Source organism: Marinomonas sp. 63XJN7_7_ISO-PGPR-S23-202 (assembly GCF_056173505.1).
In genome coordinates, this window is sequence record NZ_CM149677.1 from 381,738 (window position 1) to 407,506 (window position 25,769).

Genomic DNA, 25,769 nt, shown 5'->3' on the forward strand with positions numbered 1-25,769 from the left:
TATGACGAGCGTGAAGTACTGCTTTGTTTGGTATATTCCTCATCACCCCTGTGCATCTTAATTTTAGGAGACAAACAAGATGGCAGGCACATTGTTTATTATGATCGCGTGTTTCACGTGGGCATTAGATACTCTCATTCGTTACCCCCTTCTAAACGCGGGGTTTTCCACTTTACAGATAGTTCTGATGGAACATCTGACCTTGGTGTTAGTCACCAGCCCGTTATTGTTTCGTCACCGTTATGCCTTTCGGCATTTATCACGCACCTCGTTTGGCTGCTTATTTTTTATTGGCGGTGTCGGGTCGGCGTTGGGCACCTTGGCGTTTACCCAAGCTTTTCACTACCTCAACCCGACAGTGGTTATTTTGCTGCAAAAACTGCAACCCATTGTCGCGATTTTACTGGCTTATTTTTTCTTAAAAGAGCGTATACGTGGGCATTTTGTGCGCTGGGCGGTGGTGATTTTAGCGGGCAGTCTTGTCATGATGTGGCCAGATATTCATTCCCTTGGTAGCGCTCAGTGGCACTATACCAATAACAATATTGATATTTTAAAAGGCTATGGATTTACCTTAATTGCTGTTGCTGCGTGGGGCGCTGCTACCGTATGTGGTAAGTACCTTTCTTATCAAGGGGTGCCTGCCAACGCCATCCTGTCAGGACGCTTTTTATCCGGTTTGTGTGTACTGGTGCCTTTAGCCATGATGATGCCGTCTAGCCTGGTAGCCATGCCCATGACGAAAGTCGGGCTTGTCGTGGTGATGGCATTACTCAGTGGTCTGATTGGTATGTGGTTTTATTATCAGGGATTAAAATCCGTCCCCGCACAATTTGCTACCTTGGCAGAAATGTCGTTTCCTGTCTTTGCGGCAGGTATTAACTGGTTCTTTTTAGATATGAGCTTAACCAGCTACCAGATTATTGGGGCGATCATGTTAATTTTGGGGAATGTGGGGCTTCGTCTGCGAGACTTGAAAGCGCCACCTTTAGCGGTGCCTGCTCAACAAGCTTAATTTGAGTGGTTATTGAGACATCTTATATTGTGTATAATGGCGAGCTTTTTGATCCATTACACAGGCGTATTCCCATTGGAATGAATACGTTAAAAAGGAAGAGTTTATGTCTGACATGGCGCAGCCTCAGAAAACCCATTGGTTTGAGGTGGTTTTATTATGGGTTTCTGGGGTGGCGGCGGCGATGCAGTTCGCGAAGTTTTCCATTTCTTATGATGAACTGTTAACTCATTATCAAGCCGGGCCTGCTTGGACTGGGGCGTTGATTTCTGTGGTGGGGATTGTCGGCTTGATTTTTGGGGCGTCTGCAGGTGTGGTCGCAGGGCGCATGGGGTATCTCAATGTGTTAGTGGGTGCTCTAGCCATTGGTTCTTTGCTGTCCGTTCTTGAATCCTTTTTGCCATCCTTTATAACAATGCTGGTACTTCGCGTATTAGAAGGCATGTCGCAGTTAGGTGTCGTGGTGGCTGCGCCAACCATGATTGCGCGATTAAGTGCGCCCCAACACCGTTCTATTACCATGGGCCTGTGGGGTACCTTCTTTGGGGTGGCGTTTGCTATAACTGGTTGGCTAGGCAATAAATTGCTGAGTGCCTATGGTCTACAGGGGCTTTTGCTTGTCCATGGGGTGCTCATTGGCAGTATGGCGCTTGTCTTATGGTGGCTGCTCAGTCAATACAAATCGGTTTATGAGAATCAAAGTGCTCCGTCCTCGTTAGGTTTTTGGACGCAATTACGCAATATGTATAAGACGCCCCGTACATTGATGCCGGCTTTGGTGTTTTTGTTTTACACCTGTATGTTGGTGTCCCTTCTGACGTATATTCCGACGTTGATTTCGGACGAGAAACTAAGAAATTTGTTGCGTATCACCTTGCCGTTAACCAGTACGGCTGGCACATTTTTGGCGGGGGCGTTATCCCAATATGTGATGCGCCCACAACGCGTCGCCTTGTTGGCGTTTTCCTCGGTTGCTGTGGGAGCGGTGTTCGCCCATTTTAGTCAGTCTTATCCTATTGTTTTTGCGCTGTCTGTTAGCTTGATGGTGCTATCGGCGGGTATGGTGCCTGGGTCGGCTTTGTCGATGATTCCATTGGTTACTCGGTCTGCGGGCGAACAGGCCCAAGGCTACGGTTTAATAGCCCAGTTAGGAAATTTAGGAGCCACCATTGGGCCGCCAAGTTTCGCCGCCATGATTGCCTTAATGAATACTGAAGGCTTGGTATTGCTGGTGCTGTTTTTGTGTGTGCTAGGTGGGCTTTTTAGTTTCTTAGCAGGTCGTTTACCTTCAAATCCTTCTTAGAACCTCTCGTCGTTCGTCTTATTGTGCATGGGTTAATGCGCTTCTTGAATATATTAAGTAAATGCATACTTTCTCCGTAAGAAATCGACCTGTTCTAACGTCTAATGCGTATACTCAGTAACATAGACTTAATGGATTTGCTATATGAAAAAAATCGGACTGCTTGTTGTCATTGTGCTGATGGTAGTCGGCTTTTTCTATTTTGATTTAAACCGTCTGCTGACACTGGATGGCTTAAAATCAGGGTTAGAACAGTTTGAAATGTGGCGTAATAAGAGCCCTTTACTGGTGTATGGCGCCTTCTTTTTACTCTACATTGCGATTACCGCGCTCTCTTTGCCGGGGGCTGCCATTATGACATTGGCCGCTGGGGCCTTATTTGGTCTAGGGTGGGGGGTGTTGATGGTGTCCTTTGCCAGTTCGATTGGTGCGACTTGTGCTTTTCTTGTGTCCCGTTATTTGCTGCAAGATGTGGTACAGGCCCGCTTTGGTAGCCGTCTTAGTACGATTAATGAAGGTATTGAGCGAGACGGTGCTTTTTATCTGTTTACTTTACGCTTGGTGCCTGTTTTCCCTTTCTTTTTAATTAATTTATTAATGGGGCTAACTAGGATCCGAGCGGTGACCTTTTATTGGGTCAGTCAAGTCGGAATGCTTGCGGGAACGCTGGTGTATGTGAATGCCGGTACTCAGATCGGTCACTTGGACAGTTTGTCTGGCATTTTGTCGCCGTCCTTATTGCTGTCTTTTGTGTTGCTCGGCGTGTTTCCTCTGTTGGCAAAAAAATTGACGGAGGCAATTAAATCCCGACGCGTTTATCGCGCTTACACCAAGCCAAAACAGTTTGATCGTAATTTGGTTGTTATTGGTGCAGGAGCGGGTGGATTGGTGAGTGCTTACATTGCGGCAACAGTAAAAGCCAAAGTCAGTTTGGTTGAGGCGCATAAAATGGGCGGTGATTGCCTAAATTATGGCTGTGTGCCCAGTAAAGCGTTAATCAAGAGTGCCAAAGTGGCCCATCAAATGCGCCACGGAGCGAATTATGGTTTAGAAGGCTGTGAACCGCGATTTTCCTTTCGTTCTGTCATGGAACGGATTCAAGAGATTATCGAGGAAATAGAGCCCCACGATAGTGTGGAACGATACACTCAGCTTGGTGTCGATGTCATTCAAGGTTATGCCAAAGTCATTGATCCTTGGACGGTAGAAATACAGCGTCAGGATGGGAAAACACAGCGCTTAACCACGCGTAGCATTGTGCTGGCGACGGGCTCTAAACCTTCAGTACCGGATATCCCAGGATTAGAAGAGGTTGGGTATCTGACCAGTGATACCTTATGGGAAACGTTCTCGCAGTTAGACGAAGCACCAAAACGTTTGGTGGTATTGGGTGGTGGGCCAATTGGGTGTGAGTTAGCGCAGAGCTTTGCTCGTCTGGGTTCTCACGTGACACAAGTTGAATCCTCGAACCGTATTCTTAGCCGAGAAGATGCGGACGTGAGTGAGTTTGCTAGAGCGACCCTCACGAACGATGGGGTGACTGTGCTGACGGAACATAAGGCAGTTCGCTGTGAGATGAATAACGGGCAAAAATGCGTATGGCTTGAGCATAATGGCTCAGAAGTGCGAGTCGAATACGATGCGCTCATTTGTGCTGTAGGCAGAGAAGCGCGATTAACGGGCTATGGCTTGGAAGAATTGGGCATCGAAACCAAACGACATCTAGTAACAAATGACTATTTACAGACCTTGTTCCCGAACATTTTGGCAGCAGGCGATGTGGCTGGCCCTTACCAATTTACCCATGTGGCGGCCCATCAAGCTTGGTACGCAGCGGTTAATGGGTTATTTGGACAATTTAAGAAATTTCGTGCGGATTATCGAGTGATTCCCTGGACGACCTTTATTGATCCTGAAGTGGCGCGAGTTGGCTTAAATGAACAAGATGCCAAAGCAAAGGGCATTGCTTTTGAGAAGGTGTGTTATGGCGTGGATGATCTGGATCGTGCGATTACTGAAAGCGAAGCGAAAGGCTTTGTAAAGGTGCTAACGGTGCCAGGGAAAGACACTATTCTAGGTGTGACCATTGTTGGTGAGCATGCCGGAGAATTACTGGCCGAATTTGTACTGGCCATGAAGCATGGGCTGGGGCTGAATAAGGTATTGGGGACGATTCATACCTACCCAACATGGGCAGAAGCAAATAAATATGCAGCGGGCGAGTGGAAGCGTGCCCATACCCCAGATAGGTTGCTGCGTTGGGTAGAGAAATACCACACATGGCGCCGAGGCTAGAAAGGGGGTTCTAGGGCATTCTTGATGTTGCCTCATGTTTAGAAGAAGTCGCAAAGAAAGTGGTTAGGTACTATTGGGAAGAATGTATGGCATATCATATTAAAGACGCAATCCAAATTAAAGGGTTGAGAATAAAGACGACAGCTCATAATGAGATGACAACGCTAGGTAAGATTGCTCCATTGTGGGATCAATTTATGACTGATATTTTGCCTCAATTAGAGGAGGACTGTCAGTTATACGGTGCTTGCCGTTATCGCAATACCAATACGCATAATGACTTAGATTTTATTCTTGGTGCGAAAGCGGAGGATATGGACAAGCAGCCAATTCAAACGGATCATGAGCTTACCAGTGTAACGATAGAGGCAGGTGGCTTCTTATCGTTTGCCGCGATGGGGGAACATCGACAGTCGGTGATGAGGGCTTGGCAGCAAGCGCACCAATTCTTTAATGAAGAGGGTTGTCTTTATACTCGTACCTATACAACGGACTATGTGCATTATATAGACACTCACATGGCAACACTTTATGTGTCGGCGATTCAAAAAACAGCCGAATAGGACATTTTAAGGGGCCAATCAGATTCCGGTAAAACTCGTATCGAGTCGTTAGATTGGAAATTGTTTTTTACTCAACTTTTTGAACAGTAAAATAATTTTTATTTAAATTTGCAAAATACCCCAAAAGACACGTCACTTTTTGCACTTCTCACTTTGCCTTATCACGATAAGGCATGATGTTTGGGTGCCTAGCTAAGATTAATTATTCATGTCCGAATCGACCCATATGGGGTGTTTAGTGACCAAGGCTTGGGGATATTACTCGCCTTTTGGTAGGGTGACATTTTTCATAAATTCCCAGAACAGGTTCGCTTGAGAGCTTTGCGTTTGCTGGCGTAAGCGAATCATAAAAATGGGTATACTGCTATGAGAGGTGAAGTTCTCAATTTCTATGGTGACTAGAATGCGTTTTTCGAGTTCTGTCTCTATCATATAACGTGGTATGCGTCCCCACCCTAGCCCTTGAAATAGCAAAGACTTTTTTGCTTGGAAGTCATTAATATACCAACGTTTCCCGGTATCAAGCACATATCGGTGGCCTTTGTCACCTTGATGGTTGTTGGTCCCTTCCACCATAATCTGCGGAGTAGAATACAGCTGCGGCTGCTTTACTTTGTTGTTACCTCCATTGATGGAAAGCAACAGCTCAGGCGTGGCGACGGTAACCATTTCGATCCGTGTAATTTCAATAAAAGCGTGTTGGTCATCCAATCCATAACGGGGACCAATGGCAATGTCGGCATTGTCTTTTTTGAGGCTTTCCTGAACGCCATGGAGGTGATCGGTGGTGATCTCTAAGGGGATGTCAGGGTAAGCGTACTGAAAGCGTTTAATGAGTTTTAAACACTCGTCCGAGAGGCTCATTTGCCCTATACAAAGTCGTAATGGTGTGGCGGCTCCGTGGGCTAGGTCGTGTCCCAGATGTTCTAGCTGTTGCACCTGTGACATAAGCTTTTTGCTTTGTCGAAAAAAAGCATGCCCTTCAGAGGTTAAGGTTGGACGATAACTGTCACGATCAAAAAGCTGCAGGCCATAGCGTGTCTCTAATGCTTTGACGGCGGCACTGATACTGGGTTGCGTTTTATGAATGCTGTCCGCCGCTGAGCGAAAGCTTCCCGCTTCGACAACGGCGATGAAGGCCCGTATTTGATCCAGTTTCATGATATTTATACCTGATCATTATAATAATAAAATGAAATTATTTTTAACTCATTATTTCTTTTATCATAATTACCGTCAAAAGCCGAGCAATGTTGCTCATAACAAGGCTTAGAAAGTGAGATAAGTTGGGAGAAAAAATTGGATACCACATTTTGGGTATTATCTGTCGCTGGTTTAATTACTGGCTTTTCTAAATTTTCCGTCGGCGGAATGGGCTTGCTGATATTGCCAGTGGTGATGATGGTGTTTCCAGGCCCTGAGGCGCTCGGTATTCTGATTCCTTTGTATATCATTACCGATATGATGGCCGTGTACAGTTATCGCCAACAAATTTCGTGGCGTGTATTAGCGCGTTTTTTACCTTTGGCATTTTTAGGGGTGTTGATTGGGGGACATTTTTTAGCAAATATCGATGCGCATCAGTTTGTGGCTTTTCTGGGAGTTATCATCGTGGCCATGATTGCCTTGGGCTTGTATTTAGATCTTCGTCCGGCGACTTTTATGCGAAATCCATTGGCGGCTTATGGTATGGGGTTCATGGGAGGCATTGTGAGCACGATTGCGAACGCAGCCGGCCCTTTATTTAGTTTGTTTTTACTAGAACAGAAATTGGGAAAAGAGTCGTATGTCAGTACGCGGGCATGGGGCTTTTTTATTATCAATTTGGCAAAAATTCCTATGTATATCAGCTTAGGCTTGCTCAGTGTTAAGACGACAGAAACCAGTTTACAAGCGCTGCCAGGATTAGCCATCGGGGCGTTTATTGGTTTTCACTTTCTGAAAAAAGTGAACCCTTCGCAATTTAAATGGTTAATTCGCATTATGTCACTGATGGCAGCCGCTAAATTGTTTCTGTTTTCTTAGCCGTTGGGGCGTTTTGCTCCAGCAGAGGCTCATCATTGAGCAACTTTTCAGGTTTGCGTAGCTTGCGAATGGAGTCAAAGATGAGCAACGCCAGCGCCGTCCAAATCAGCGCAAAAGTGATTAATTTGGCGGGGGCTAAGGGTTCGTCGTAAAGGAATACGGCGAGGATAAACATACCGCTTGGCCCTATGTATTGAAAAAAACCTAACGTGGTTAGACTGACTCGGTTGGCGGCGGCGCCAAAAAACATGAGTGGTATCATTGTGACTGGGCCAGATGCAAATAAGAGCCAATTGGTCAGGTCGGTATTTTTCAGCATATTGGAGGTGGGCGTATGAATACTAAACAAATACACCAAGGCGACTGGTAGTAAGAGAACCGTCTCTACTGCCATGCCGGTAAAGCTGTCTACCGCCACTTTTTTGCGCACTAATCCATAGAACCCAAAGGTCAGAGCGAGTAACAACGCGACCCAAGGCAAGGAACCAAAGCGGATGACCTCAAACGCTACGGCAATAAAGCACAAAACCACGGCGGCTTTACGCACCCGGTCCAACTTTTCTTTAAAGAAAATCATACCTAACAAAATGCTAATCAAGGGGTTGATATAGTACCCCAAGCTGGCGCTCAGCAACTTATTGTTAGCGATAGCCCAGATAAAGGTTCCCCAGTTGAGGCCAATTAATAAGGTGGATATGGCCATGAAGAAAACGGTTTGTTTGGAGGCAAATACTGCTTTGACTTTGCTGATTTTGCCCATGGCGATGATGAGTACAAACACAATCAAACAAGACCAAACGATACGATGGGCAAGAATTTCGATAGGGGGGACAAAGGACATGGCTTTAAAATACATAGGCGCAATCGCCCATATGCCAAATGCAGCGAGAGCATAGGCAACGCCGCTTTTAGAAGAAGAGTTTGGCATTATCGTCCTTATTGTTTTCTATGAATCAATCACTTATCCGGTACTTTTAGCACTTATCGATTGGAAAGTCAGCTAATTTATACGGTTGAAAAAGGCGCTTATGGTAGAGGGAGGTAATAAGAGAATACAGCCAATAATAAAAAGCCAGCCATCAAGCGCTCACTTGTAATGGCTGGCTTTTGTTGCTTGCTCTTTTTCTATTGAGTTAGTTCTGGGGGCTATTCACCGTAGCAGTGTTCTAACTCAGTAAACTTATAAAAGTAACTGCCTTTTTGGATTGGCTGGCACTGGTTCGCAAAAGGAATTTCTTTTTCGTTATATAACATTCTAACAAGAAGTGTGCCAGCTTTGTTTTTATACACATCCCACTGGATGTTCGCACTGTACGGAGACACCCAAGAGCCGCGCCATGGGTTGTTTTCATAGCGATATAGCTGGCCTTTCGCAACGCTTTTAGTACTACCTTTTAAGTGCATTTGGGCGGCAAATGGTATCACCGTTTCGGCATGAGCAAAGCGAATTTTTGCCGCTTTTTTATTACTGCCGTTTTGAATACCTTTTATCTCCTTAAAGAAATCATCCTCTAAGACTTTTGCCATGCGGTAGGTAACGTCTGTGCCAGTAAAGCTTGGCCCTTTCTCGTAGAAGTCTTTTCCGTCGAGCACATAAGTAAACCATTGTGACTCAGCCGGCGTGACAAAATCGATAAACTGCCAAGGTTTTTTGCCAGCCTCATAGGAAAGTCCCGGTGCCGCTAAGTACAAGTTGAACAATTGTATCGCTGCGTCAACGTCGTTGTAAATGGTTGGCTTGCTTTTGTTTTTCTGCAGAAAAGATAATTTCCCCGCCGTTAATTGCGCAACGAAAGCTGGCGTATAAACTCGCTCTAACATTTGTTGTGCCATTTCATGGGTTTTAGGAAGATTCATTAACCGCTTAATGGCTGCGCGCAGGGCGGGATCATGCTTTTTATAGTCTTGATAATACTGGTTGCTTTTTTGTTTATGAAAATAGAGCTGGGCTTTGTTTACTATGGGTTTGCTGACTAAAGAGCGTATGGCGGGGTTCTCTTGCTCCATGCCTGATATAAAGGCTAAGCCACTGTCTTTTGCGCGTTTTTTTCCTGAATATTCCATTTCAATGGGTCGATGGTTGTTTACCGCGCTCTCGAATAGGCTTTTGTCTCGCTCCACAAGACGTTCACCTATCATTTTTTGTTCTAACTTACCTCGCTTAGATAAATTACCGTATCCCATTTTTTGGTTGGCAGCCATAAGGCGCTCTATTTCTGGCCCAAGACGTTTGCCTAGTGGGGTTAAGGCATTTTGTGCTTTAGCGGCTTGCCAAATTTTCAAGCTGATATAGTCATATTTTGGGCGGGATAAAGCACGTGATCCATGACGAGCAAGCAGTTCGGTATAGACCAAATGATAGCCGTGTGGAATAGCTTGGTAATGGGCCAATGAGGCTTGCGGTTGATAAACAGATTTGGTCCCATACGCATAGTGTTTGGGCGACACCTGTTTTTGGTCTAGACTGCTGCAGCCAGACAGAGGGATAACGATAGTGAACAGCAATAATAGGGACTTTTTCATAAATGCTCTTTCCTTTAATCTCTTGCTTGTTAGTCGAATGCACATAGGATCAATCTGTGCGCCAAGAGTAGGGCATTTCAATTTCACTTATGTTACATAGAAAGAGAACAAAGACGGAGGTCAGCAAGAGACAAGACACCGCACCGTGGGTGAATAATCACGGTACAGTGCTTGGCGGTTGTGCAAGACTTCAGGTTATGTGCGAGACTTAAAACCCAATCGGCTGGTCGGTTATGGGCACAGTAGACAATAAGTGCTGTTCGTTTAAATAGTTTAATAGCTCAGTATTGACATCACTTTGTATACTGGCGATGCCTTGATTACCAAAAATACGGTTTATTTCGATGACATAGGGCGTTGCGCCGACCATGGCAATGTCGAATCCCGCGTGATTAATACCCAGCGACTGTGCTAAGTAGGTGACAAGATCTTGCGCTTCTTTGGGAATGAGTCCAATCTCGACTTGGCCTCCTTGGCTAATATTGTTATGAAAGCCATTGTCGGATTGTAAACGCCAATAGCCATTCACAATCCTATTGCCTACCCAAATGATTCGTATGTCTCTATCAATGGGTAAATATTCTTGTGCGTACAACACATCCGTCTTTGCCTGATAGTCGCGCCATTGGCCAATCGTCTCAATGAGAAAAACACCATTCCCCATGCTGCTTTTAGGAATTTTAGCAACGAAAGGTAAACACAAGGTGTCCCAAATTTTATCCGCTTCGTAAGGTGTGTTTGCCGCAATAATGGTATAGGGGTGGTGTTGCGGCGTCACCACTCGAAACGTTCGAGTCATCTCTACTTTGTCATGCCCTATCATATAAGACGCCAGACTGGGAAAAATACGTTTTTTTAACCCGTGTACTAAGGCGTTTAGTTGCCAATATTGAGGGAAGAGCAACCAGTCTGCTTGTTTGATGTCTTCCAAATGGTCATACATGGATTCGGGTTTGATGTAACGGACATTGGGTAAGTGTAAGGTGCGTAGGGCGTCAAAAGAGATGATGTTCATTTATTCATAGTCAGTAGCGAAACATCGCGCGATTTTAGAGCCAAACCGCTTAAAAAAGAAACGATTTTTTCATTTATTACGGATATTGAAGATGATGATGGAAAGAGGAGGATGGTTGAGGTGGATCAAGGGAAAATGGATAAAAATGATACATAGACAAGCGAAGGTATCTGAGAAAAGAAGAGAAAATTGCTTTTGTGTTACTTTTTTTTAAATAGCGAGTATGGGGAAAATAAAAAATTAATATATTAAAACAATGAGTTATTATTTTTTTTCTCTTTGATTTTTATTAGGAGTACAAAGTTTTGTATTAATATTACAAAATATCACATTTAGCACCTTGCGGGTTTCTATAGTGGGTGTCATTTTTAAATAGATGTTGCAAATTAAGGAGACGTTGAAGGCGTATATATTGGACAATTTGCCTCGCAACAGAATTAAATCACAAAATGGATTTTGTGCTTATTTCAATATGAAATGAGGCAGATCCAAACAGGGAAGCCGCTAATATGTTAACCCTTTCGACGATTCGAGCTAAATATACAGTTGCCTTTGGTATCCTTACCGCTGTTTTTTTAAGTGTTGTCATTGCCACATTCATTTTAGTTTCCTACCTTCAAAGTAGTGTTGGAAAATTTGCTGATGGGGCATCCCTTATTCAAAACGCAGATCGAGACTTATATCAGTCTCGCCTCGCGTTGGCGTCTTTAGTATTCGATAAATCGGCTCAGAATCCTGATGAGTTAAAACTTAACATTACGAGCAATGCCCAGCAAGCACTGGAGCGTATGCAAGCATTTCTTTCGATGACTCAGGATGTAGACGAAATTCACCAAAAACTCAATAAATTCGATACCTTATATAAATCCTGGAAAGACAATACCATGAGTATTATCACCATGGTGGACAACAAACAATATGATGGTGCGACGCTCGCTTTCGTTGCCCAAAATCAAACTCATTTCACCAGTTTACGAAATCTCTATGACCAATCTGAAGAGTTGATTTCTAAGTATGCAGAGTTAGAACAAAGCAGTATTGATGCCTATGCAAACAGTTTTAAGACGTCAGTAGGTATTTTAGCCATGATCGTATTGGCGTTTAGTATTTCATTGGCTTGGTTTGCTCCTAAAAACATTTCCAATGCGATTCGCCGAGTGACTTTTGGGGTGCGCCAAATTAGCTCTGGCGATGGGGATTTAACGCGTCGTATTAATAGCGTCAAAAAAGACGAAACAGGGGAATTAAGCAGAGAACTCGATAGCTTTGTCGCCCGTCTAGGCAAACTCATTGGCGACGTAAAACATGGCTGCGAACATATTCGTGAAGAAATGCATCACCTTGGAGAATCTGCTTCACAATCGGCGGGCTTAAGTGAAAGGCAAAATGTAGCGCTGGAGTTTATTGTCACTGCGGTAGAGGAAATGGGCGGGGCAACAAGAGAAGTGGCTCATAATGCAACGCAGACGGTGGATGAGGTGGAAGCCTTAAATCGTTGTGCTGATGAGGGAGCGAAACAGTTAAAAGCCTCTCTTCAACAATTGGATGACTTGGCAAAACAAGTGGGCAATGCCTCCAGTGTTATTGAGCAATTGTCTTCCCGTTCCGATCGCATTGCTTCGGTACTTGATGTGATTCTGGGTATTGCAGAGCAAACTAATTTATTGGCCTTAAACGCGGCGATAGAAGCGGCGCGGGCTGGTGAGCAAGGTCGCGGTTTTGCTGTCGTGGCAGACGAAGTGCGTAATTTGGCGAGCAAAACCCAAGACTCCACGACAGATATTCAAAATATGATTAACGACCTGCAATCTGGGGTAACCGATGCCGTTCAATCTATTTCGGAGAGTGTCAAAATGTCGAAGTTAACAGTGGACTTAACCCAAGAAACGGCCGCCTCGATTGATGTGATCAAAGCGTCGTCAACTCGGATCTACGATTTCACCACGCAAACCGCCAGTGCCACGGAACAGCAAAGTAAAGTGACGGATGAGATTAATCAAAATCTGTCTAACTTATCGGATATGTCCAAAGAGGTTCTGGGTATTTCTCGACGCATTAATAACTCTGTTAGTGAAACCTTGACGAATTCCGATGCCTTAGCAAAGCAAGTAAAGCGTTTTACTGTCTAAGCGTTTTGTCACCCAGTGTGACAAATAATACCTAGTCTAGATAGTGTTGCTTTCAGGTTATGTTGTCCTGAATAGTCACAGCAAATGATGATAAAGGATGATGATCATGACCGTGTTACCTACCATTCGTAGTCGATATACCGCTATTTTTAGTTTGTTATCCCTAGTATTTTTACTCGTTGCGGGAGCCGCGTATTTTTTAGTGTCCTATCTGCAAACCAGTAGTAATAAATATGTAGAAGGGGCTTCTTTTGTACAAAATGCGGATCGAGATTTGTATCAGTCTCGCTTAGCGCTGGCTGATATGGTGTTTGCTAAGCAAGATGTGCTATCGAGTCACATGGCAGACTATGAACAAAAAGTGGTGACAAATGGGCGTCAAGCGCTTGAACGTATGGCTCGTTTTAGGGAATTAACCGTCGATTTGTCTGATATTCAAAAAGTGTTGGTGAAAGTCGATGAATTATCTGGTCTCTGGCGAGCCAGTAGCTTACATATCATTGAGTTGGTCAAAGAGAGTAAACAGGCTGATGCGTTGGCCTTATTTCTTGGTAAAAATCAGCAGGAGTTTGGGGCTTTACGTGAGCGCTATGATGTTTCTGGACAGTTGGTGATGAAGTATTCTGATTTGGAGCAGCAGACGATACAGTCTTATTCATCCAGTTTTAAACTCATCGTCGGGGGGCTCTCCATCGTTGTCTTGGTAGGAAGTGTGTTGCTGGCTTGGTTTGCTCCGCAAACTATTTCACGGGCCATTCGTAAGGTGACCGATGGGGTGCGCGAAATGAACTCTGGAGACGGTGATTTAACCCGCCGTATTAACAGTAAAAAGAAGGATGAAACCGGAGTGCTTAGCAACGAATTGGATCAGTTCGTTGGTCGATTGGGGGAGTTGATTTTACAAATTAGAACGCGTTGTGATGATATTCGTGGTGCGATGGTTAACTTAGAAAGTGCTACCGCGCAATCCGATCAACTCAGTAGTCGACAAAATGAGGCGTTAGATTTTGTCGTCACCGCAATAGAAGAAATGAGCTCGGCGACCACAGAAGTCGCTCGAAATGCCAGTGATACCGTGTCAGAAGTGGATGTATTGAACCAGCAAGCGCAACGTGGCGAAGCCAATGTGCAATCCTCTATTGATATGCTCAATCAATTAGCGGCACAAATTGAAACCGCATCGGATGCCATTGAGCAACTGTCTAAACGCTCAGAGCAAATTACCACGGTACTGGACGTGATTTTAGATATTGCCGAGCAAACCAATTTATTGGCTTTAAATGCGGCCATTGAGGCGGCGAGGGCGGGTGAAATGGGACGAGGCTTTGCTGTGGTGGCCGACGAAGTGCGTCACTTAGCCAGTAAGACACAGGCGTCTACGACGGATATTCAAGAGATGATTAATGAATTGCAATCAGGGGTTGGTAATGCCGTCTTGGTGATTGCTGAAAGCGTTAATATGGCGCAGACAACAGTGGCCAGTAGCCAACAAACCCATACGTCTATTTTGAATCTAAAACGCTCTGCCCAGAGTATCTATGACTTTACAGCCCAAACGGCCAGTGCAACAGAGCAACAAAGTAAAGTCAGCGATGAGGTGAATGATAACTTATCTCAGTTAGCTGAAATGACAAAAGAGATTCTGGTGATTTCACAAGCGATTAATAAAAGTGTGGGAGAAACGTTACGAGACTCTAGTGAGGTAACCGCTCAAGTGAAACGTTTCACCGTCTAAAAGGTATTTGTGATAAGCATTGTGGTTGCTCCTATTTCTCCTAAAGGCCAGCAGAAGAGTGATAATGGCAAATTCAACTTTCCCGACGCTGTCATGAAGTGACATGACGGGCTTTTTGTATAGAGACGCTGTTAGGCGCGGGTCATTGATAGAATGGCTCCTAAAGTAACCATTCTATCAATGAATTCAAGGTTGTCTTTGGGATGTGTAATAAGGCTGTAATTTATCGCTAAACGCCCAAGCTTGGGCTTGAAATACGACGGTGGTATGAGGGATGCTTCGCTGATTAGTATGACTGGATGGAAACGAAAAATGTCTTCAAATATTGTCGCAGTGTATGACTCGCTTAGATTTGGATTTAGTGATCACGAAATGATTGTTGATAGTCAGCCCATTGGTAAAGGCTGGCTAACGGGTTTTCGAATGTTCAACCTTGGACAGTACCCTGGTGTCGTGAAAACCTACGAAGAGAATCAACGGGTTCGTGTGGAATGGTATAAAGTAAGTGACAGTACTCTTGAGGCTTTGGACCGTATGAAGGAATACGATCCAAATTCTCCGGATGACTCTCTATTTGTTCGCGTTCGAGTTCATTCGCCTTACGGTAGAGGCAGTATGTATATTTATAACCAATCCCTGCAACAATCGACCCCCATTGAAGGGGGAGATTGGGAAAGAACCTTTGCTCGAACTAAGCGTCAAGAAGTATCAGTGGTGTAGTGCTCACTTGGCACGTTTGTCTGGCTTGCAAAGCGTCGATACGCGCTTTGCTTGCTGAGACTTGGTGTTCATCCGTTAATAATCCAAAGCGCACCATAAAGCGTTTTGTTTCTCCTGCCTGAAGTGTTGGGACTAAACCAAGTTTGCGTTGGTAGCGGCGGTTATAAGCAAAACTGGTTCCGGGCTCAATACCGACAACATAGCCTTGTTCTTCCGTGTCTGTATTTTTCCAAATCGTTAATACAGGCAAGGTATCGGTTTGGTAAGTTACTTCGATGCCTGATGTGGCCTTAGCATTATGCAGTAAGGCGCTGCTTAAGTGATTTTCATCACTGATCGGGCGCACATTAAAGACCATTTCATCAAAGTCTTTAGTGGGGGCTGGCATTTTATTCCAGTCTTCTAATCCCTGTGCGGCGTAGTCATTAAAAGGCGATAACTCTTTGGCTGGTACATGCAATTGAGCGCCTTTTTCTAAAATAGGTTGGGCGAAGTTATTGTGGTAAATCGCCTGATATTCGCGCTCGTAGCTACCTTTGTTGGTTAAGGTGTCTTCTACGGTCAGATAAGGCTCATCAATGGAAAGGGACAAGCAGGTTTCGACCTCAAAGTTGGTGGATTTAAAGCGTTTTTCGTCCACTCGTCCGCGAAGCGTCACTCGATAGGGGGGGATTTGCTCAACTTCGAGCACGACGTCGTCGGCGGGTGTATTTTGAATGCGACCATGTAATGTTAAAAATTCATCACCGTCTTGTCCTGGGTGTCCAGCCCATTGATAACCGCATCGTACGATCATTTCATTAAAACCATCTAACCAACCTGACCCACCAGACGCTTCTTGATTGATAAAGCTTGGGTGCACGATCTCTTTTACAGGGGATTGCCAGCCAAAGCGAACACCGTTTCGAACCGCATCTAATACCGCCATAGCACGGGTTGGAACAATGCGAACGCTTGTTTCGCCAACGGTTAGGGTGATGATTCGGGAGCCAGTCTGTTTACCGCCAACCAAGCAGGATTGAGAAATATGAATCGGTAACTCTTTTGGTAGGCCCATTTGTTCTGCATTAAGGGAAAAGTTAGCAACATCAATTTGTTGTTGATGGCTAAGAATAGTCAGTGTAAACATGAAGTGTCTCCGAATTAGGTGTGGCTATGCTAGCGTGGGTCATCATAAAAAACCATACAACTTGTAGAACGCAAAGAAGGGGATTTACCTTACCGTAAGCTTGAATCGTATCTGCTCAAATAAAAAGCCACACTTACCATGGGGTCTTTTTATGTCTTCTGTATTATAGAAAACGCCAATATTTTTTTAGTAGCTTGTGAATGTGTTTTTTATAAGGCGGCATGAGCAGACGTATCATATTTGGGCCTTTTTTATGGAGCATGGCTTTGGCGTGTGAGAAGGTATGAAACCCTTCAATTGCATGATACATCCCCATTCCGGACTCACCGACTCCGCCAAAGGGCAAATCGGCCTGTGCTACATGTAAGAGGGTTTGGTTGATGACTAAGCCTCCGCACACAATACCTGTTTCAACCTCTTGATGCTCCTTTGTATTTTGGCTGAACAGATAGGTCGCTAGTGGACGAGGTCGCGCATTGATGTAGTCCATGGCTTCGCTGAGATCGTTATAAAGGAGCAAGGGTAAAATGGGCCCGAAGATCTCTTCCTGCATCACCTTGAGTTGCTCGTCAGGCTGGTGCAAAAGGTGGAGGGCCAATTTGCGCTCTTTCCATTTGGGACCCTGCGGCATTAAATTTTCGTAATAGATTTGCTGTTGCTCTACTTCTGCCAAATATCCCGTTAGTCTGTCCATTTGTTTTTCATTGATTAAGCAGGTGTAATCAGGGCTATCGATTCCGTTAGGATAGATTTGCGCGAGTGTTTGCTTCATATGGTGTATCAAAGCCGGCTTTTGTTGTCGATGACACAGTATATAATCGGGTGCGACGCAGGTTTGCCCCGCATTGATCAATTTACCAAATAGGATAGATTCTGCTGCCGTTTTTGGGTTCGCCGATAGTGAGACGATCACAGGGGATTTACCGCCTAACTCAAGAGTCACTGGGGTTAAATGTTGTGCGGCATTTGCCATAATCTTCTTCCCCACTTGGGTGGATCCAGTGAATAAAAGATGGTCAAAGGGTAACTGGCTAAAAGCATTCGCTACTTCAACTTCCCCTTCAACAAAGGCAATCCAGTCCTCGCCAAGAGATTCTTCTACTAGTTGACGCAACACCGCGTTGGTGGCAGGGCAGAACTCAGACACTTTTAACATGACGCGGTTTCCCGCAGCCAATGCACCGACTAATGGGCCAAGGGACAATAAAACGGGGTAGTTCCAAGGCGAGATGATGCCGACAACCCCCTTAGGTTGATACATGACACTGGCTTTAGCTGGGAAAATACTGATATGAGGACGGCGAGAGTTGGGGCGCATCCAACGAGCCAGATGTCGTTTAGCGTGTTTTATTTCTCCTAACGTCGGAATCAGTTCAATTAAGCGAGACTCTTCAGGGGCGCGTTGCCCATAATCTGACGTTAATGCTGCCAATAAGGCTTCTTCATAACTTAATAATGCTTGTTGAAGCTTAGTTAATAGCGTTAGGCGCTGGTTAAGGTTTGGAAATGGATGCATTTGGCTGTGTTTTTTTAAGGCAAAAAACGTGCTTTCTAGATGCTTATGTGGATCACCTGGATGATCCGAATCCATCGGGGCGACAGAAGATCGCTCAGTCGACGTAATCTGAGAAGCGATATTATCCATTGCGAGTCGAGGCCTCATTTGTAAGTCTTATTGTTTTTCTATCACTCTAGCACAACTCTTGATGTCTACCGATATGAATTATACTCATTATTAAGCGTCCGTCTGCTGCGGAAAAGAGGGGCTGAATAAAATCTGAAAAAAAATTATCCCCAAACGCCGACAATAGAAAGATACGTGATTTTTTACGAGAAAACATACGTAAACTCGTCGAATTGGCTTTCTGAAAGCTTTAACAAAGACACTGTGAGCGAGTCGGTGACAAGTCAAATTGAAGTCATAGATATGAATTCGTTTCATTATGACTTGGAAGAGTACTTCTAGGTAATGTCTATAACATCATGATTTTTAAAAGGAAAAAATATATTTTTGAAAAATACATAGCTTATCAGTTGATTTTCTTAGACTTTATGGCTTGGATCGGTCTGATGAATTTGATTGTATCGTTGACATCTGTTATGCGTTTGGACGTTTGACAACTGAGTCGTATAAAAAACACACGATTTTTATTAACGCGATGATTTTATCAGGATTGGGTGGGGGTTGAGAAAATCTTGCACAAAGTTATCCACAGCCTAAGCGGTGCCTTATCCTTGTGGTGTTCATGTTATATGGAAGGCCTATAAAGCCTAACGTGAAGGCGTTCTCTCAATGAAAAAGCCAGTAGCATATTGAAACTATTGGTTCTTTTCATCTTTTCTAATCGTTTCCTTACTGTACTGTGATTGAGATTTTTAACGCCGCTTTTGAGGAGTGAAATTTTTCTTCATATTCATTCCATATTCATTACACGTATGAGGCATCTCGTTATTTCGATTGGTCATTGTGTAAACCTTGAGTACTCTTTACCTACGTTATTTTTCTGCAGGCCGTTCAGCGGTTAGTAGAAAATAGCTAAAGGGGGCTCAAGGACGAGACAAACACCTCATTTAGGCAGGAGCCTAAATGAGGTTGTTTTATGTAGGTTCTTTCTCTCCAACTTTCTGAAAGGCGTCTATAGTTACCCTTTACCAAATCATAAAAGTAACGAGTACCTTGATTCTACTTCCCACGTGTTCCACACGATCATAATTATGCTAATGGAGAATGAAAATGAAAAAAGGGTTAGCAGCATTACCGCTTGCTATGCTGGCAGCGGGAGCGATGATGGCTTCTACAGCACAAGCGACAAGCACCTTGGTTTATTGTTCAGAAGGTAGCCCAGAAGGTTTTAACCCTGAGCTTTACTACTCTGGTACCACATTCGATGCGTCTTCACAGGCGATTTTTAACCGTCTTATGGCGTTTAAATACGGTACGACCGAAGTGATTCCCAGCTTAGCGACGAGCTATGATGTGTCTAAAGATGGCTTAGTCTACACTTTCCATTTACGTCATGGCGTGAAATTTCAAACGACAAAAGATTTTACACCCACTCGTGATTTTAATGCGGACGATGTATTGTTCTCATTTAACCGCCAGCGTCTTGCGAGCAACCCATACCATAATGTAGGTGGCGGTTCTTACGGTTACTTTGATGACATGGGGATGGGTAAACTGATCAAAAACATTGTGAAAGTCAATGACTACACAGTGAAGTTTGTCTTGAATCACCCAGAAGCGCCGTTTGTTGCGAACCTAGCAATGGATTTCGCGTCCATTTTCTCTAAACAGCAAGCTGATCAATACCTAAAAGCGGGCACTCCAGAGAAGCTAGATGAAGATCCATCTGGCACAGGGCCTTTTGAAAAAGTACAGTATCAAAAAGATTCTTTAATTCGTTATGTTGCCTTTAAAGATTACTGGAAAGGCAAGCCCAAAATTGATCGTCTTGTTTTCGCTATCACCCCAGATGCCTCTGTTCGCTATGCTAAGTTAAAAGCAGGTGAGTGTGACATAATGCCCTATCCAAACCCTGCTGATCTTAAGCAGATGGCAAAAGATCCAAACATTAACTTGCTAAGCCAAGCGGGTTTGAATGTGGGCTATCTAACGTTTAACGTTAAGAAAAAACCCTTTGGCGATGTGAAAGTTCGTCGAGCATTGAACTATGCGACTGACAAAAAAGCCATTATTGATGCTGTCTTCCAAGGAGCTGGCACCGTAGCCAAAAATCCAATCCCACCGACTATGTGGTCCTATGATAACAGCATTAAGGATTATCCATATGATCCTGCGAAAGCCAAAGAGTTGTTAAAAGAAGCGGGCTATCCCAATGGGTTTAGCACCACAATTTGGGCCATGCCTGTGCAACGTCCATATAACCCAAATGCGCGTCGCATGGCTGAGATTATCCAAGAAGACTGGTCAAAAGTGGGTGTGAAAGCGGAGATCGTGACTTACGAATGGGGTGAGTATTTGAAACGCGCGAAAGCGGGTGAAGCGGATACCCTACTCATTGGTTGGACGGGCGATAATGGTGACCCAGATAACTTCCTATACACTTTGCTAAGCTGTGATGCTGTGGGTGGCGGTAACTATTCTGAGTGGTGTGATAAGAGCTTCGATAAGCTATTAATCAAGGCGAAACGCACCTCAAATATTGCAGAACGCACTAAGTACTACAAGGAAGCGCAAGTGATCTTCCATAAACAGGTACCTTTTATGCCGATTGCGAACTCTACCGTTTATGTACCAATTCGCAAAGATGTAAAAAACTTCAAAATCAGTCCATTAGGCACGCATGACTTCGAGTACGTCAGTAAAGAAAATTAGTCCTAATTGGATCTAAAAAGGGGGGTTGCTTGCCGGGACGCAGGCAACCCCCTCGCTGACCGAGCATTGCTCGATCCAGTCAAATAGCCAGAGAGCCATTTCTTTATGTTCCAGTTTATTTTTCGCCGATTAAGCCTTGTCATTCCGACGTTTCTGGGTATTACTCTACTGACCTTTGCTTTGATTCATATGATTCCTGGGGATCCGATTGAAGTCATGGCGGGTGAGCACGGTGTATCCGCTGCACGTCATGCTGAGTTGGCTGCTCAGCTTGGTCTTGATAAGCCGCTTTACGTGCAATATTTCGACTATGTTGTCGGTATTTTACACGGCCATTTAGGGTATTCACTGGTGACTCATGATTCGGTGATGAAAGAGTTTTTAACCCTATTTCCTGCCACTGTTGAGTTATCTGTTTGTGCCGCCATTTTTGCCATTTTAGTTGGGCTACCAGCCGGTATTTTTGCAGCCGTGAAACGCGGAACCATTTTTGATCACACTGTGATGACGATGTCGTTGACAGGGTATTCCATGCCGATTTTTTGGTGGGCATTATTATTAATGCTGGTTTTCTCGGTGACATTGGGGTGGACACCCGTCTCCGGTCGGATCGATGTGGTGTACTGGATTGATAATGTCACAGGCTTTATGTTGATTGATTCTTGGCTGTCGGGTGAAAAAGGGGCGTTTATTTCGGCTGTTTCTCATCTTATTTTGCCAAGTATTGTTTTGGGCACCATTCCGATGGCGGTCATTGCTCGTATGACTCGCTCGTCCATGCTAGAAGTATTGAGTGAAGATTATATTCGAACGGCCCGTGCCAAAGGGATCGCCCCTTGGCGAGTGATTATTATTCATGCATTACGCAATGCGTTGATTCCGGTGATTACGGTGATTGGTTTACAAGTTGGTACCTTGTTGTCGGGGGCGATTCTGACGGAAACCGTCTTTGCCTGGCCGGGCATCGGTAAATGGTTGATCGAAGCCATCAGCCGGCGAGATTATCCAGTGGTGCAAGGTGGTATTCTGATTGTCGCCACCATTATCATCATCGTAAACCTGTTGGTTGATGTCGCTTATGGCATTGTTAACCCACGTATTCGACATAGCCGATAAGGAGGCGCTTTTATGACGATTCAATCAGAAGCGCAATCTGCGCAACCCAACTCAGAGACGCCAATGGCCGTCGATGTGGCACCAGCACCAAGAACCCCTTTACGTGAGTTTTGGCACTATTTTAGTAGCAATAAAGGGGCGGTCGCGGGCTTGGCCTTTATTATTCTGATTTGTTTTTTGGCGGTATTTGCTAATGTGATCGCCCCCCACTCCCCGTCTGATCAGGTTCGTGATGCGTTCTTATTGCCTCCGGCTTGGTTAGAAGGGGGTAATTGGTCTTACATTTTAGGGACGGACGATGTGGGGCGGGATATTTTATCTCGTTTGATTTACGGTGCCCGTTTGTCATTGGCTGTTGGGGCGTTGGCGGTTAGTTTATCCTTGATGTTAGGTATTTTACTCGGGTTAATGGCGGGGTATTTTAAAGGCGTGATTGATGTCGTCATCATGCGCTTGGTCGATATCATGTTAGCTATGCCCAGTTTATTGCTCGCCATTGCCGTTGTCGCCATCCTTGGTCCCAGTATTTTTAATGCGGCTTTGGCCATCTCGATTGTCTCTTTGCCTAACTATGTTCGTTTGACCCGGGCGGCCACCTTGAGTGAAATGTCCCGTGATTATGTCACCTCATCGCGAGTGATTGGGGCAAGCCCGCTTCGCCTGATGTTTATTAGTATTCTGCCAAACTGTTTGGCCCCTTTGATTGTGCAGGCCACAATGGGATTCTCCAGCGCGATTTTAGACTTGGCCGCACTGGGCTTTTTGGGGCTTGGCGCACAGCCACCCACACCAGAATGGGGATCTATGTTGGCGAATGCGTTGCAATTTGTACAGCGCGCATGGTGGGTCGTCACCTTTCCAGGTTTGATCATTTTGATCACCGTGTTGGCCTTTAACCTCATGGGCGATGGCTTACGCGATGCCCTTGATCCCAAGTTGAAACAGTAGGAGGTTGTGATGTCACTGTTACAGCTGGACAATTTAAGTGTGACCTTCGGCAAATTCCGTGCCGTGGACAACATCAGTTATAAAGTCGAGGAAGGGGAAGTCCTAGGTATTGTGGGGGAGTCAGGCTCAGGTAAGAGTGTGAGTTCATTGGCGATTATGGGCTTGATTGATTTCCCTGGCAAAGTCACCGCCGATCAGTTGTCGTTCGATGGCAAAGATCTACAAGCCATGCCAGAAAAGCAGCGTCGTAAATTGACTGGCTCGGACATTGCGATGATCTTCCAAGATCCAATGACCAGCTTGAATCCATGTTTTACTGTGGGTTATCAGATTATTGAAGCGCTCAAAACGCACCAAGGCGGCAGTAAAAAAGAATTGAAAAAACGGGCCATTGAATTGCTGACCCAAGTGGGCATTCCGGCGCCTGAATCACGTCTGGATAATTATCCTCATCAACTGTCTGGGGGAATGAGTCAACGGGTGATGATCGCTATGGCGATTGCTTGTAATCCTCGTTTGCTGGTGGCAGATGAACCCACCACAGCCCTAGACGTGACCATTCAGGCACAGATTATTGATTTGCTAATAGAGCTGCAACGCAAAAAACAAATGGGCTTGGTATTGATTACCCATGACTTGGCGTTGGTGGCGGAGGTCGCTCATCGTGTTATCGTTATGTACGCAGGCCAAATCGTTGAGTCTGGTCCGGCTGCCGAGGTATTTAGTACTCCGAAGCATCCATACACGCAAGCCTTGTTGGCTTCCTTACCTGAATCGGCGTCAGGAAAAGCCCGTCTAGATGCTCTGCCTGGAGTGGTGCCAGGTCAATATGACCGCCCACAAGGATGTTTGCTAAGTCCACGCTGCCCTTACGCAACGGATCATTGTCGAAAAGAGGAGCCTGAGAACCAAGGTTCACTGAATCGACAAGTGAAATGTCACACGCCACTTGATACACAAGGGAGACCTGCCGCATGAGTAAAACAAACGTTGCTGACAGTGCGCTAATTCTAAAAGCAGAGGGTCTGAAACAGCATTATCATGTAAAGCAAGGCATGTTTAAGCCTGAAGCCGTGGTGAAAGCGGTGGATGGGGTGAGCTTTAATCTGGAAAAAGGCAAAACGCTGGCCGTAGTAGGGGAATCTGGCTGCGGTAAATCGACCCTAGGTCGTATGCTGACCATGATCGAAACACCGACTGATGGTCAATTGGGCTACTTAGGGCAGAACTTGTTGACGTTAAGCAAGAGCGCGCAGACTAAGTTACGTCAGAAAATTCAGATTATTTTTCAGAACCCCTATGGGTCGCTGAATCCGCGTAAGAAGATCGGCACAATTCTCGAAGAGCCTTTGGTGATTAATACAGAGCTATCCAAAGCGGACCGTAAAGCCAAAGCCATTACCATGATGGAAAAAGTAGGACTCAGAGCGGAGCATTATGATCGCTATCCCCATATGTTTTCCGGTGGTCAGCGTCAGCGTATTGCCATTGCTCGCGGTTTGATGCTGGATCCTCATGTGATCGTAGCGGATGAGCCCGTTTCGGCGTTGGACGTATCGGTACAAGCACAAGTACTCAACTTAATGATGGACTTGCAAGAAGAGTTTGGGTTGAGCTATGTGTTCATCTCCCACGACCTGTCGGTTGTGGAGCATATTGCAGACGATGTGATGGTGATGTATTTAGGAAAAGTGGTTGAGCAAGGCTCGTGTGAGCAATTGTTTGGTAACCCGAAACATCCTTATACCCTAGCCCTATTGTCTAGTACGCCACAGTTATCGCCAGAAAAGCGTCGTTTACGTATTAAGCTAGAAGGAGAGTTACCGTCACCATTGAATCCGCCTTCTGGTTGTGCATTCCATGGGCGTTGCCGCTTTGCTAATGAACGTTGTAAAAGTGAAACACCTGTGTTGAAACTGGATAGCTGCGACGAATCAGAGCAAGGTCATTTAATTGCTTGCCATGCCGTAGAAGAAGACCGCATTAATCTGGCTGAAGAAGTGGCATAACACGATCACAAGTAGGCAAACAGGATATATATAAAAAACGCCCGAAAGGGCGTTTTTTTGTGGTTTTCCATAAAAAGTCATTTTATACATCTATGCTGGCATCCGATATATTCTACAACTTATGATAAAAACGTATTTATAATTCTGCTTTTTAAAGGCTGTGTTGATAACAGTCTTTTTGGTTTATCCAAGCAAGTATTTAAAATTATCATTTGTATATGTCATGAAAAAAATGACTACTCTGGACGAAACTTTCGTTGCAGTCCTAGTATAAAATTACGCAGGATTTGGTCTTTACATTCACGGTAGTGTTTGTTGTCTGGTTTGCGGAAAAAAGCGCTTAGCTCGTGCTTGCTCATGTTGAACTCGGCTAATTGCATGATGTCTAAAATATCTTCTGCTTTTAAGTTAAGGGCAATGCGCAGCTTCATAAAAATGGCATTATTGTTTAAACGCTTCTCTGGAACGGGTTGCTCTCCTTCGCGTTTACCGCGCTTTACGTTTATAAAGCCATTTAAAAAGGTAGCCAGCTCCTGATCCGCCAAGGGCGTGTAACCTTCCTCTTCTTCTTTTGTCATCCAAGCAATAATTTGATCACGTGTGACAGTGCTGTCCGCTGCGGCAAATATTTCTTTCACATAAGCGTCTTTGATAGAAAACGTATAACGGAGGCGGCGTAAAATATCATTGTTTGTCAAAATAGAGTCCTAGTGTTAGGTAAGCGAGACATGAATACAGGGAATGAGATAGAGGGATCTTAGCAGGTTTCGTTATATATCCCGATGTTTTTTTAATTAAAAACCTGAATGATTTGTAAGCATCTCGTAGGCATTGCATGGTGAAAGTAAAATATTTATTGATTGAAAAATAGTTGTTGATTCTAGATGCGACTAAAGACTTAATACGAA

General features: G+C 44.7%; 20 protein-coding genes. 13 read left to right on the forward strand and 7 right to left on the reverse strand.

The window, feature by feature from the left end; all coding sequences use genetic code 11:
• Nucleotides 1-79 precede the first annotated feature (79 nt).
• The 4 genes from AC0VYG_RS01750 (at nt 80) to AC0VYG_RS01765 (ending at nt 5,176) form a co-directional block, all read left to right on the forward strand.
• Nucleotides 80-1,015, forward strand: a complete 936-nt coding sequence (locus tag AC0VYG_RS01750; RefSeq protein WP_475430641.1) for a DMT family transporter — start codon at nt 80-82, stop codon at nt 1,013-1,015.
• Nucleotides 1,016-1,121: 106 nt separating this feature from the next.
• Entirely contained in the window at nt 1,122-2,318 is a 1,197-nt protein-coding gene (locus AC0VYG_RS01755; RefSeq protein ID WP_475430642.1) for an MFS transporter, read from the forward strand.
• A 144-nt stretch (nt 2,319-2,462) separates the two neighbouring features.
• Nucleotides 2,463-4,613, forward strand: a complete 2,151-nt coding sequence (locus AC0VYG_RS01760; protein ID WP_475430643.1) for an FAD-dependent oxidoreductase — start codon at nt 2,463-2,465, stop codon at nt 4,611-4,613.
• An 86-nt stretch (nt 4,614-4,699) separates the two neighbouring features.
• The gene (locus tag AC0VYG_RS01765) at nt 4,700-5,176 is read left to right on the forward strand and encodes a GyrI-like domain-containing protein (protein WP_475430644.1); all 477 of its coding nucleotides are present in this window, start codon (nt 4,700-4,702) and stop codon (nt 5,174-5,176) included.
• 258 nt (nt 5,177-5,434) lie between these two features.
• Here the strand turns inward: AC0VYG_RS01765 and AC0VYG_RS01770 are convergent, their stop codons facing one another.
• Complete coding sequence (locus tag AC0VYG_RS01770) at nt 5,435-6,337, reverse strand: LysR family transcriptional regulator (RefSeq protein WP_475430645.1); 903 nt, start codon at nt 6,335-6,337, stop codon at nt 5,435-5,437.
• A gap of 138 nt (nt 6,338-6,475) precedes the next feature.
• Between AC0VYG_RS01770 and AC0VYG_RS01775 the strand changes: the two genes are divergently transcribed.
• On the forward strand, nt 6,476-7,201 hold the full coding sequence (locus AC0VYG_RS01775) for a sulfite exporter TauE/SafE family protein (RefSeq protein WP_475430646.1): 726 nt from the start codon (nt 6,476-6,478) through the stop codon (nt 7,199-7,201).
• Here AC0VYG_RS01775 and rarD read toward each other — a convergent pair.
• From rarD to AC0VYG_RS01790, 3 genes are all read right to left on the reverse strand, one after another.
• On the reverse strand, nt 7,179-8,129 hold the full coding sequence (rarD, locus tag AC0VYG_RS01780) for an EamA family transporter RarD (RefSeq protein ID WP_475430647.1): 951 nt from the start codon (nt 8,127-8,129) through the stop codon (nt 7,179-7,181). The genes AC0VYG_RS01775 and rarD overlap by 23 nt on opposite strands.
• Before the next feature lie 218 nt (nt 8,130-8,347).
• Complete coding sequence (locus AC0VYG_RS01785) at nt 8,348-9,724, reverse strand: histidine-type phosphatase (RefSeq protein WP_475430648.1); 1,377 nt, start codon at nt 9,722-9,724, stop codon at nt 8,348-8,350.
• A gap of 208 nt (nt 9,725-9,932) precedes the next feature.
• Nucleotides 9,933-10,739, reverse strand: a complete 807-nt coding sequence (locus tag AC0VYG_RS01790) for an ATP-grasp domain-containing protein (protein WP_475430649.1) — start codon at nt 10,737-10,739, stop codon at nt 9,933-9,935.
• A gap of 509 nt (nt 10,740-11,248) precedes the next feature.
• On the opposite strand from AC0VYG_RS01790, the gene AC0VYG_RS01795 reads away from it, so the two are divergent.
• The 3 genes from AC0VYG_RS01795 to AC0VYG_RS01805 all read left to right on the forward strand — a co-directional run bounded on the left by AC0VYG_RS01795 (nt 11,249) and on the right by AC0VYG_RS01805 (nt 15,323).
• Complete coding sequence (locus tag AC0VYG_RS01795; RefSeq protein ID WP_475430650.1) at nt 11,249-12,868, forward strand: methyl-accepting chemotaxis protein; 1,620 nt, start codon at nt 11,249-11,251, stop codon at nt 12,866-12,868.
• 106 nt (nt 12,869-12,974) lie between these two features.
• Entirely contained in the window at nt 12,975-14,603 is a 1,629-nt protein-coding gene (locus AC0VYG_RS01800; protein WP_475430651.1) for a methyl-accepting chemotaxis protein, read from the forward strand.
• A gap of 312 nt (nt 14,604-14,915) precedes the next feature.
• The gene (locus tag AC0VYG_RS01805; protein WP_475430652.1) at nt 14,916-15,323 is read left to right on the forward strand and encodes a gamma-glutamylcyclotransferase family protein; all 408 of its coding nucleotides are present in this window, start codon (nt 14,916-14,918) and stop codon (nt 15,321-15,323) included.
• Here the strand turns inward: AC0VYG_RS01805 and AC0VYG_RS01810 are convergent.
• The gene (locus AC0VYG_RS01810) at nt 15,295-16,452 is read right to left on the reverse strand and encodes an aldose 1-epimerase family protein (RefSeq protein ID WP_475430653.1); all 1,158 of its coding nucleotides are present in this window, start codon (nt 16,450-16,452) and stop codon (nt 15,295-15,297) included. The two genes, AC0VYG_RS01805 and AC0VYG_RS01810, sit on opposite strands and share 29 nt — an antisense overlap.
• 163 nt (nt 16,453-16,615) lie before the next feature.
• Complete coding sequence (locus tag AC0VYG_RS01815; protein WP_475430654.1) at nt 16,616-18,115, reverse strand: coniferyl aldehyde dehydrogenase; 1,500 nt, start codon at nt 18,113-18,115, stop codon at nt 16,616-16,618.
• Between the two features lie 1,071 nt (nt 18,116-19,186).
• Between AC0VYG_RS01815 and AC0VYG_RS01820 the strand changes: the two genes are divergently transcribed.
• The 5 genes from AC0VYG_RS01820 to AC0VYG_RS01840 all read left to right on the forward strand — a co-directional run bounded on the left by AC0VYG_RS01820 (nt 19,187) and on the right by AC0VYG_RS01840 (nt 24,861).
• Entirely contained in the window at nt 19,187-20,788 is a 1,602-nt protein-coding gene (locus AC0VYG_RS01820) for an ABC transporter substrate-binding protein (protein WP_475430655.1), read from the forward strand.
• A gap of 105 nt (nt 20,789-20,893) precedes the next feature.
• Complete coding sequence (locus AC0VYG_RS01825) at nt 20,894-21,904, forward strand: ABC transporter permease subunit (protein WP_475430656.1); 1,011 nt, start codon at nt 20,894-20,896, stop codon at nt 21,902-21,904.
• A 63-nt stretch (nt 21,905-21,967) separates the two neighbouring features.
• Nucleotides 21,968-22,852: a dipeptide ABC transporter permease DppC gene (gene dppC / locus AC0VYG_RS01830; protein WP_475432511.1), complete on the forward strand. Its 885-nt coding sequence runs from the start codon at nt 21,968-21,970 to the stop codon at nt 22,850-22,852.
• Between the two features lie 9 nt (nt 22,853-22,861).
• Nucleotides 22,862-23,830 (forward strand): dipeptide ABC transporter ATP-binding protein, encoded by a 969-nt coding sequence (gene dppD / locus AC0VYG_RS01835; RefSeq protein ID WP_475430657.1) that lies wholly within the window; start codon nt 22,862-22,864, stop codon nt 23,828-23,830.
• Nucleotides 23,827-24,861, forward strand: coding sequence for a peptide ABC transporter ATP-binding protein (locus AC0VYG_RS01840; RefSeq protein ID WP_475430658.1), 1,035 nt, complete (start codon nt 23,827-23,829; stop codon nt 24,859-24,861). Before dppD ends, AC0VYG_RS01840 begins: the two co-directional genes overlap by 4 nt.
• 236 nt (nt 24,862-25,097) lie before the next feature.
• Here the strand turns inward: AC0VYG_RS01840 and AC0VYG_RS01845 are convergent, their stop codons facing one another.
• Nucleotides 25,098-25,559 carry a YehS family protein gene (locus tag AC0VYG_RS01845; RefSeq protein WP_475430659.1) on the reverse strand — a complete coding sequence of 154 codons (462 nt, stop codon included), beginning with the start codon at nt 25,557-25,559 and terminating at the stop codon, nt 25,098-25,100.
• Between the last annotated feature and the right edge of the window lie 210 nt (nt 25,560-25,769).

Coding starts and splice junctions, on each gene's coding strand:
- AC0VYG_RS01750 (WP_475430641.1), top strand. CDS start 80: ATGGCAGGCACATTGTTTATTATGATCGCGTGTTTCACGTGGGCATTA.
- AC0VYG_RS01815 (WP_475430654.1), bottom strand. CDS start 18,115: ATGAGGCCTCGACTCGCAATGGATAATATCGCTTCTCAGATTACGTCG.
- AC0VYG_RS01785 (WP_475430648.1), bottom strand. CDS start 9,724: ATGAAAAAGTCCCTATTATTGCTGTTCACTATCGTTATCCCTCTGTCT.
- AC0VYG_RS01770 (WP_475430645.1), bottom strand. CDS start 6,337: ATGAAACTGGATCAAATACGGGCCTTCATCGCCGTTGTCGAAGCGGGA.
- AC0VYG_RS01825 (WP_475430656.1), top strand. CDS start 20,894: ATGTTCCAGTTTATTTTTCGCCGATTAAGCCTTGTCATTCCGACGTTT.
- dppD (WP_475430657.1), top strand. CDS start 22,862: ATGTCACTGTTACAGCTGGACAATTTAAGTGTGACCTTCGGCAAATTC.
- AC0VYG_RS01760 (WP_475430643.1), top strand. CDS start 2,463: ATGAAAAAAATCGGACTGCTTGTTGTCATTGTGCTGATGGTAGTCGGC.
- AC0VYG_RS01795 (WP_475430650.1), top strand. CDS start 11,249: ATGTTAACCCTTTCGACGATTCGAGCTAAATATACAGTTGCCTTTGGT.
- AC0VYG_RS01755 (WP_475430642.1), top strand. CDS start 1,122: ATGTCTGACATGGCGCAGCCTCAGAAAACCCATTGGTTTGAGGTGGTT.
- AC0VYG_RS01790 (WP_475430649.1), bottom strand. CDS start 10,739: ATGAACATCATCTCTTTTGACGCCCTACGCACCTTACACTTACCCAAT.
- AC0VYG_RS01840 (WP_475430658.1), top strand. CDS start 23,827: ATGAGTAAAACAAACGTTGCTGACAGTGCGCTAATTCTAAAAGCAGAG.
- AC0VYG_RS01805 (WP_475430652.1), top strand. CDS start 14,916: ATGTCTTCAAATATTGTCGCAGTGTATGACTCGCTTAGATTTGGATTT.
- dppC (WP_475432511.1), top strand. CDS start 21,968: ATGGCCGTCGATGTGGCACCAGCACCAAGAACCCCTTTACGTGAGTTT.
- rarD (WP_475430647.1), bottom strand. CDS start 8,129: ATGCCAAACTCTTCTTCTAAAAGCGGCGTTGCCTATGCTCTCGCTGCA.
- AC0VYG_RS01820 (WP_475430655.1), top strand. CDS start 19,187: ATGAAAAAAGGGTTAGCAGCATTACCGCTTGCTATGCTGGCAGCGGGA.
- AC0VYG_RS01765 (WP_475430644.1), top strand. CDS start 4,700: ATGGCATATCATATTAAAGACGCAATCCAAATTAAAGGGTTGAGAATA.
- AC0VYG_RS01810 (WP_475430653.1), bottom strand. CDS start 16,452: ATGTTTACACTGACTATTCTTAGCCATCAACAACAAATTGATGTTGCT.
- AC0VYG_RS01800 (WP_475430651.1), top strand. CDS start 12,975: ATGACCGTGTTACCTACCATTCGTAGTCGATATACCGCTATTTTTAGT.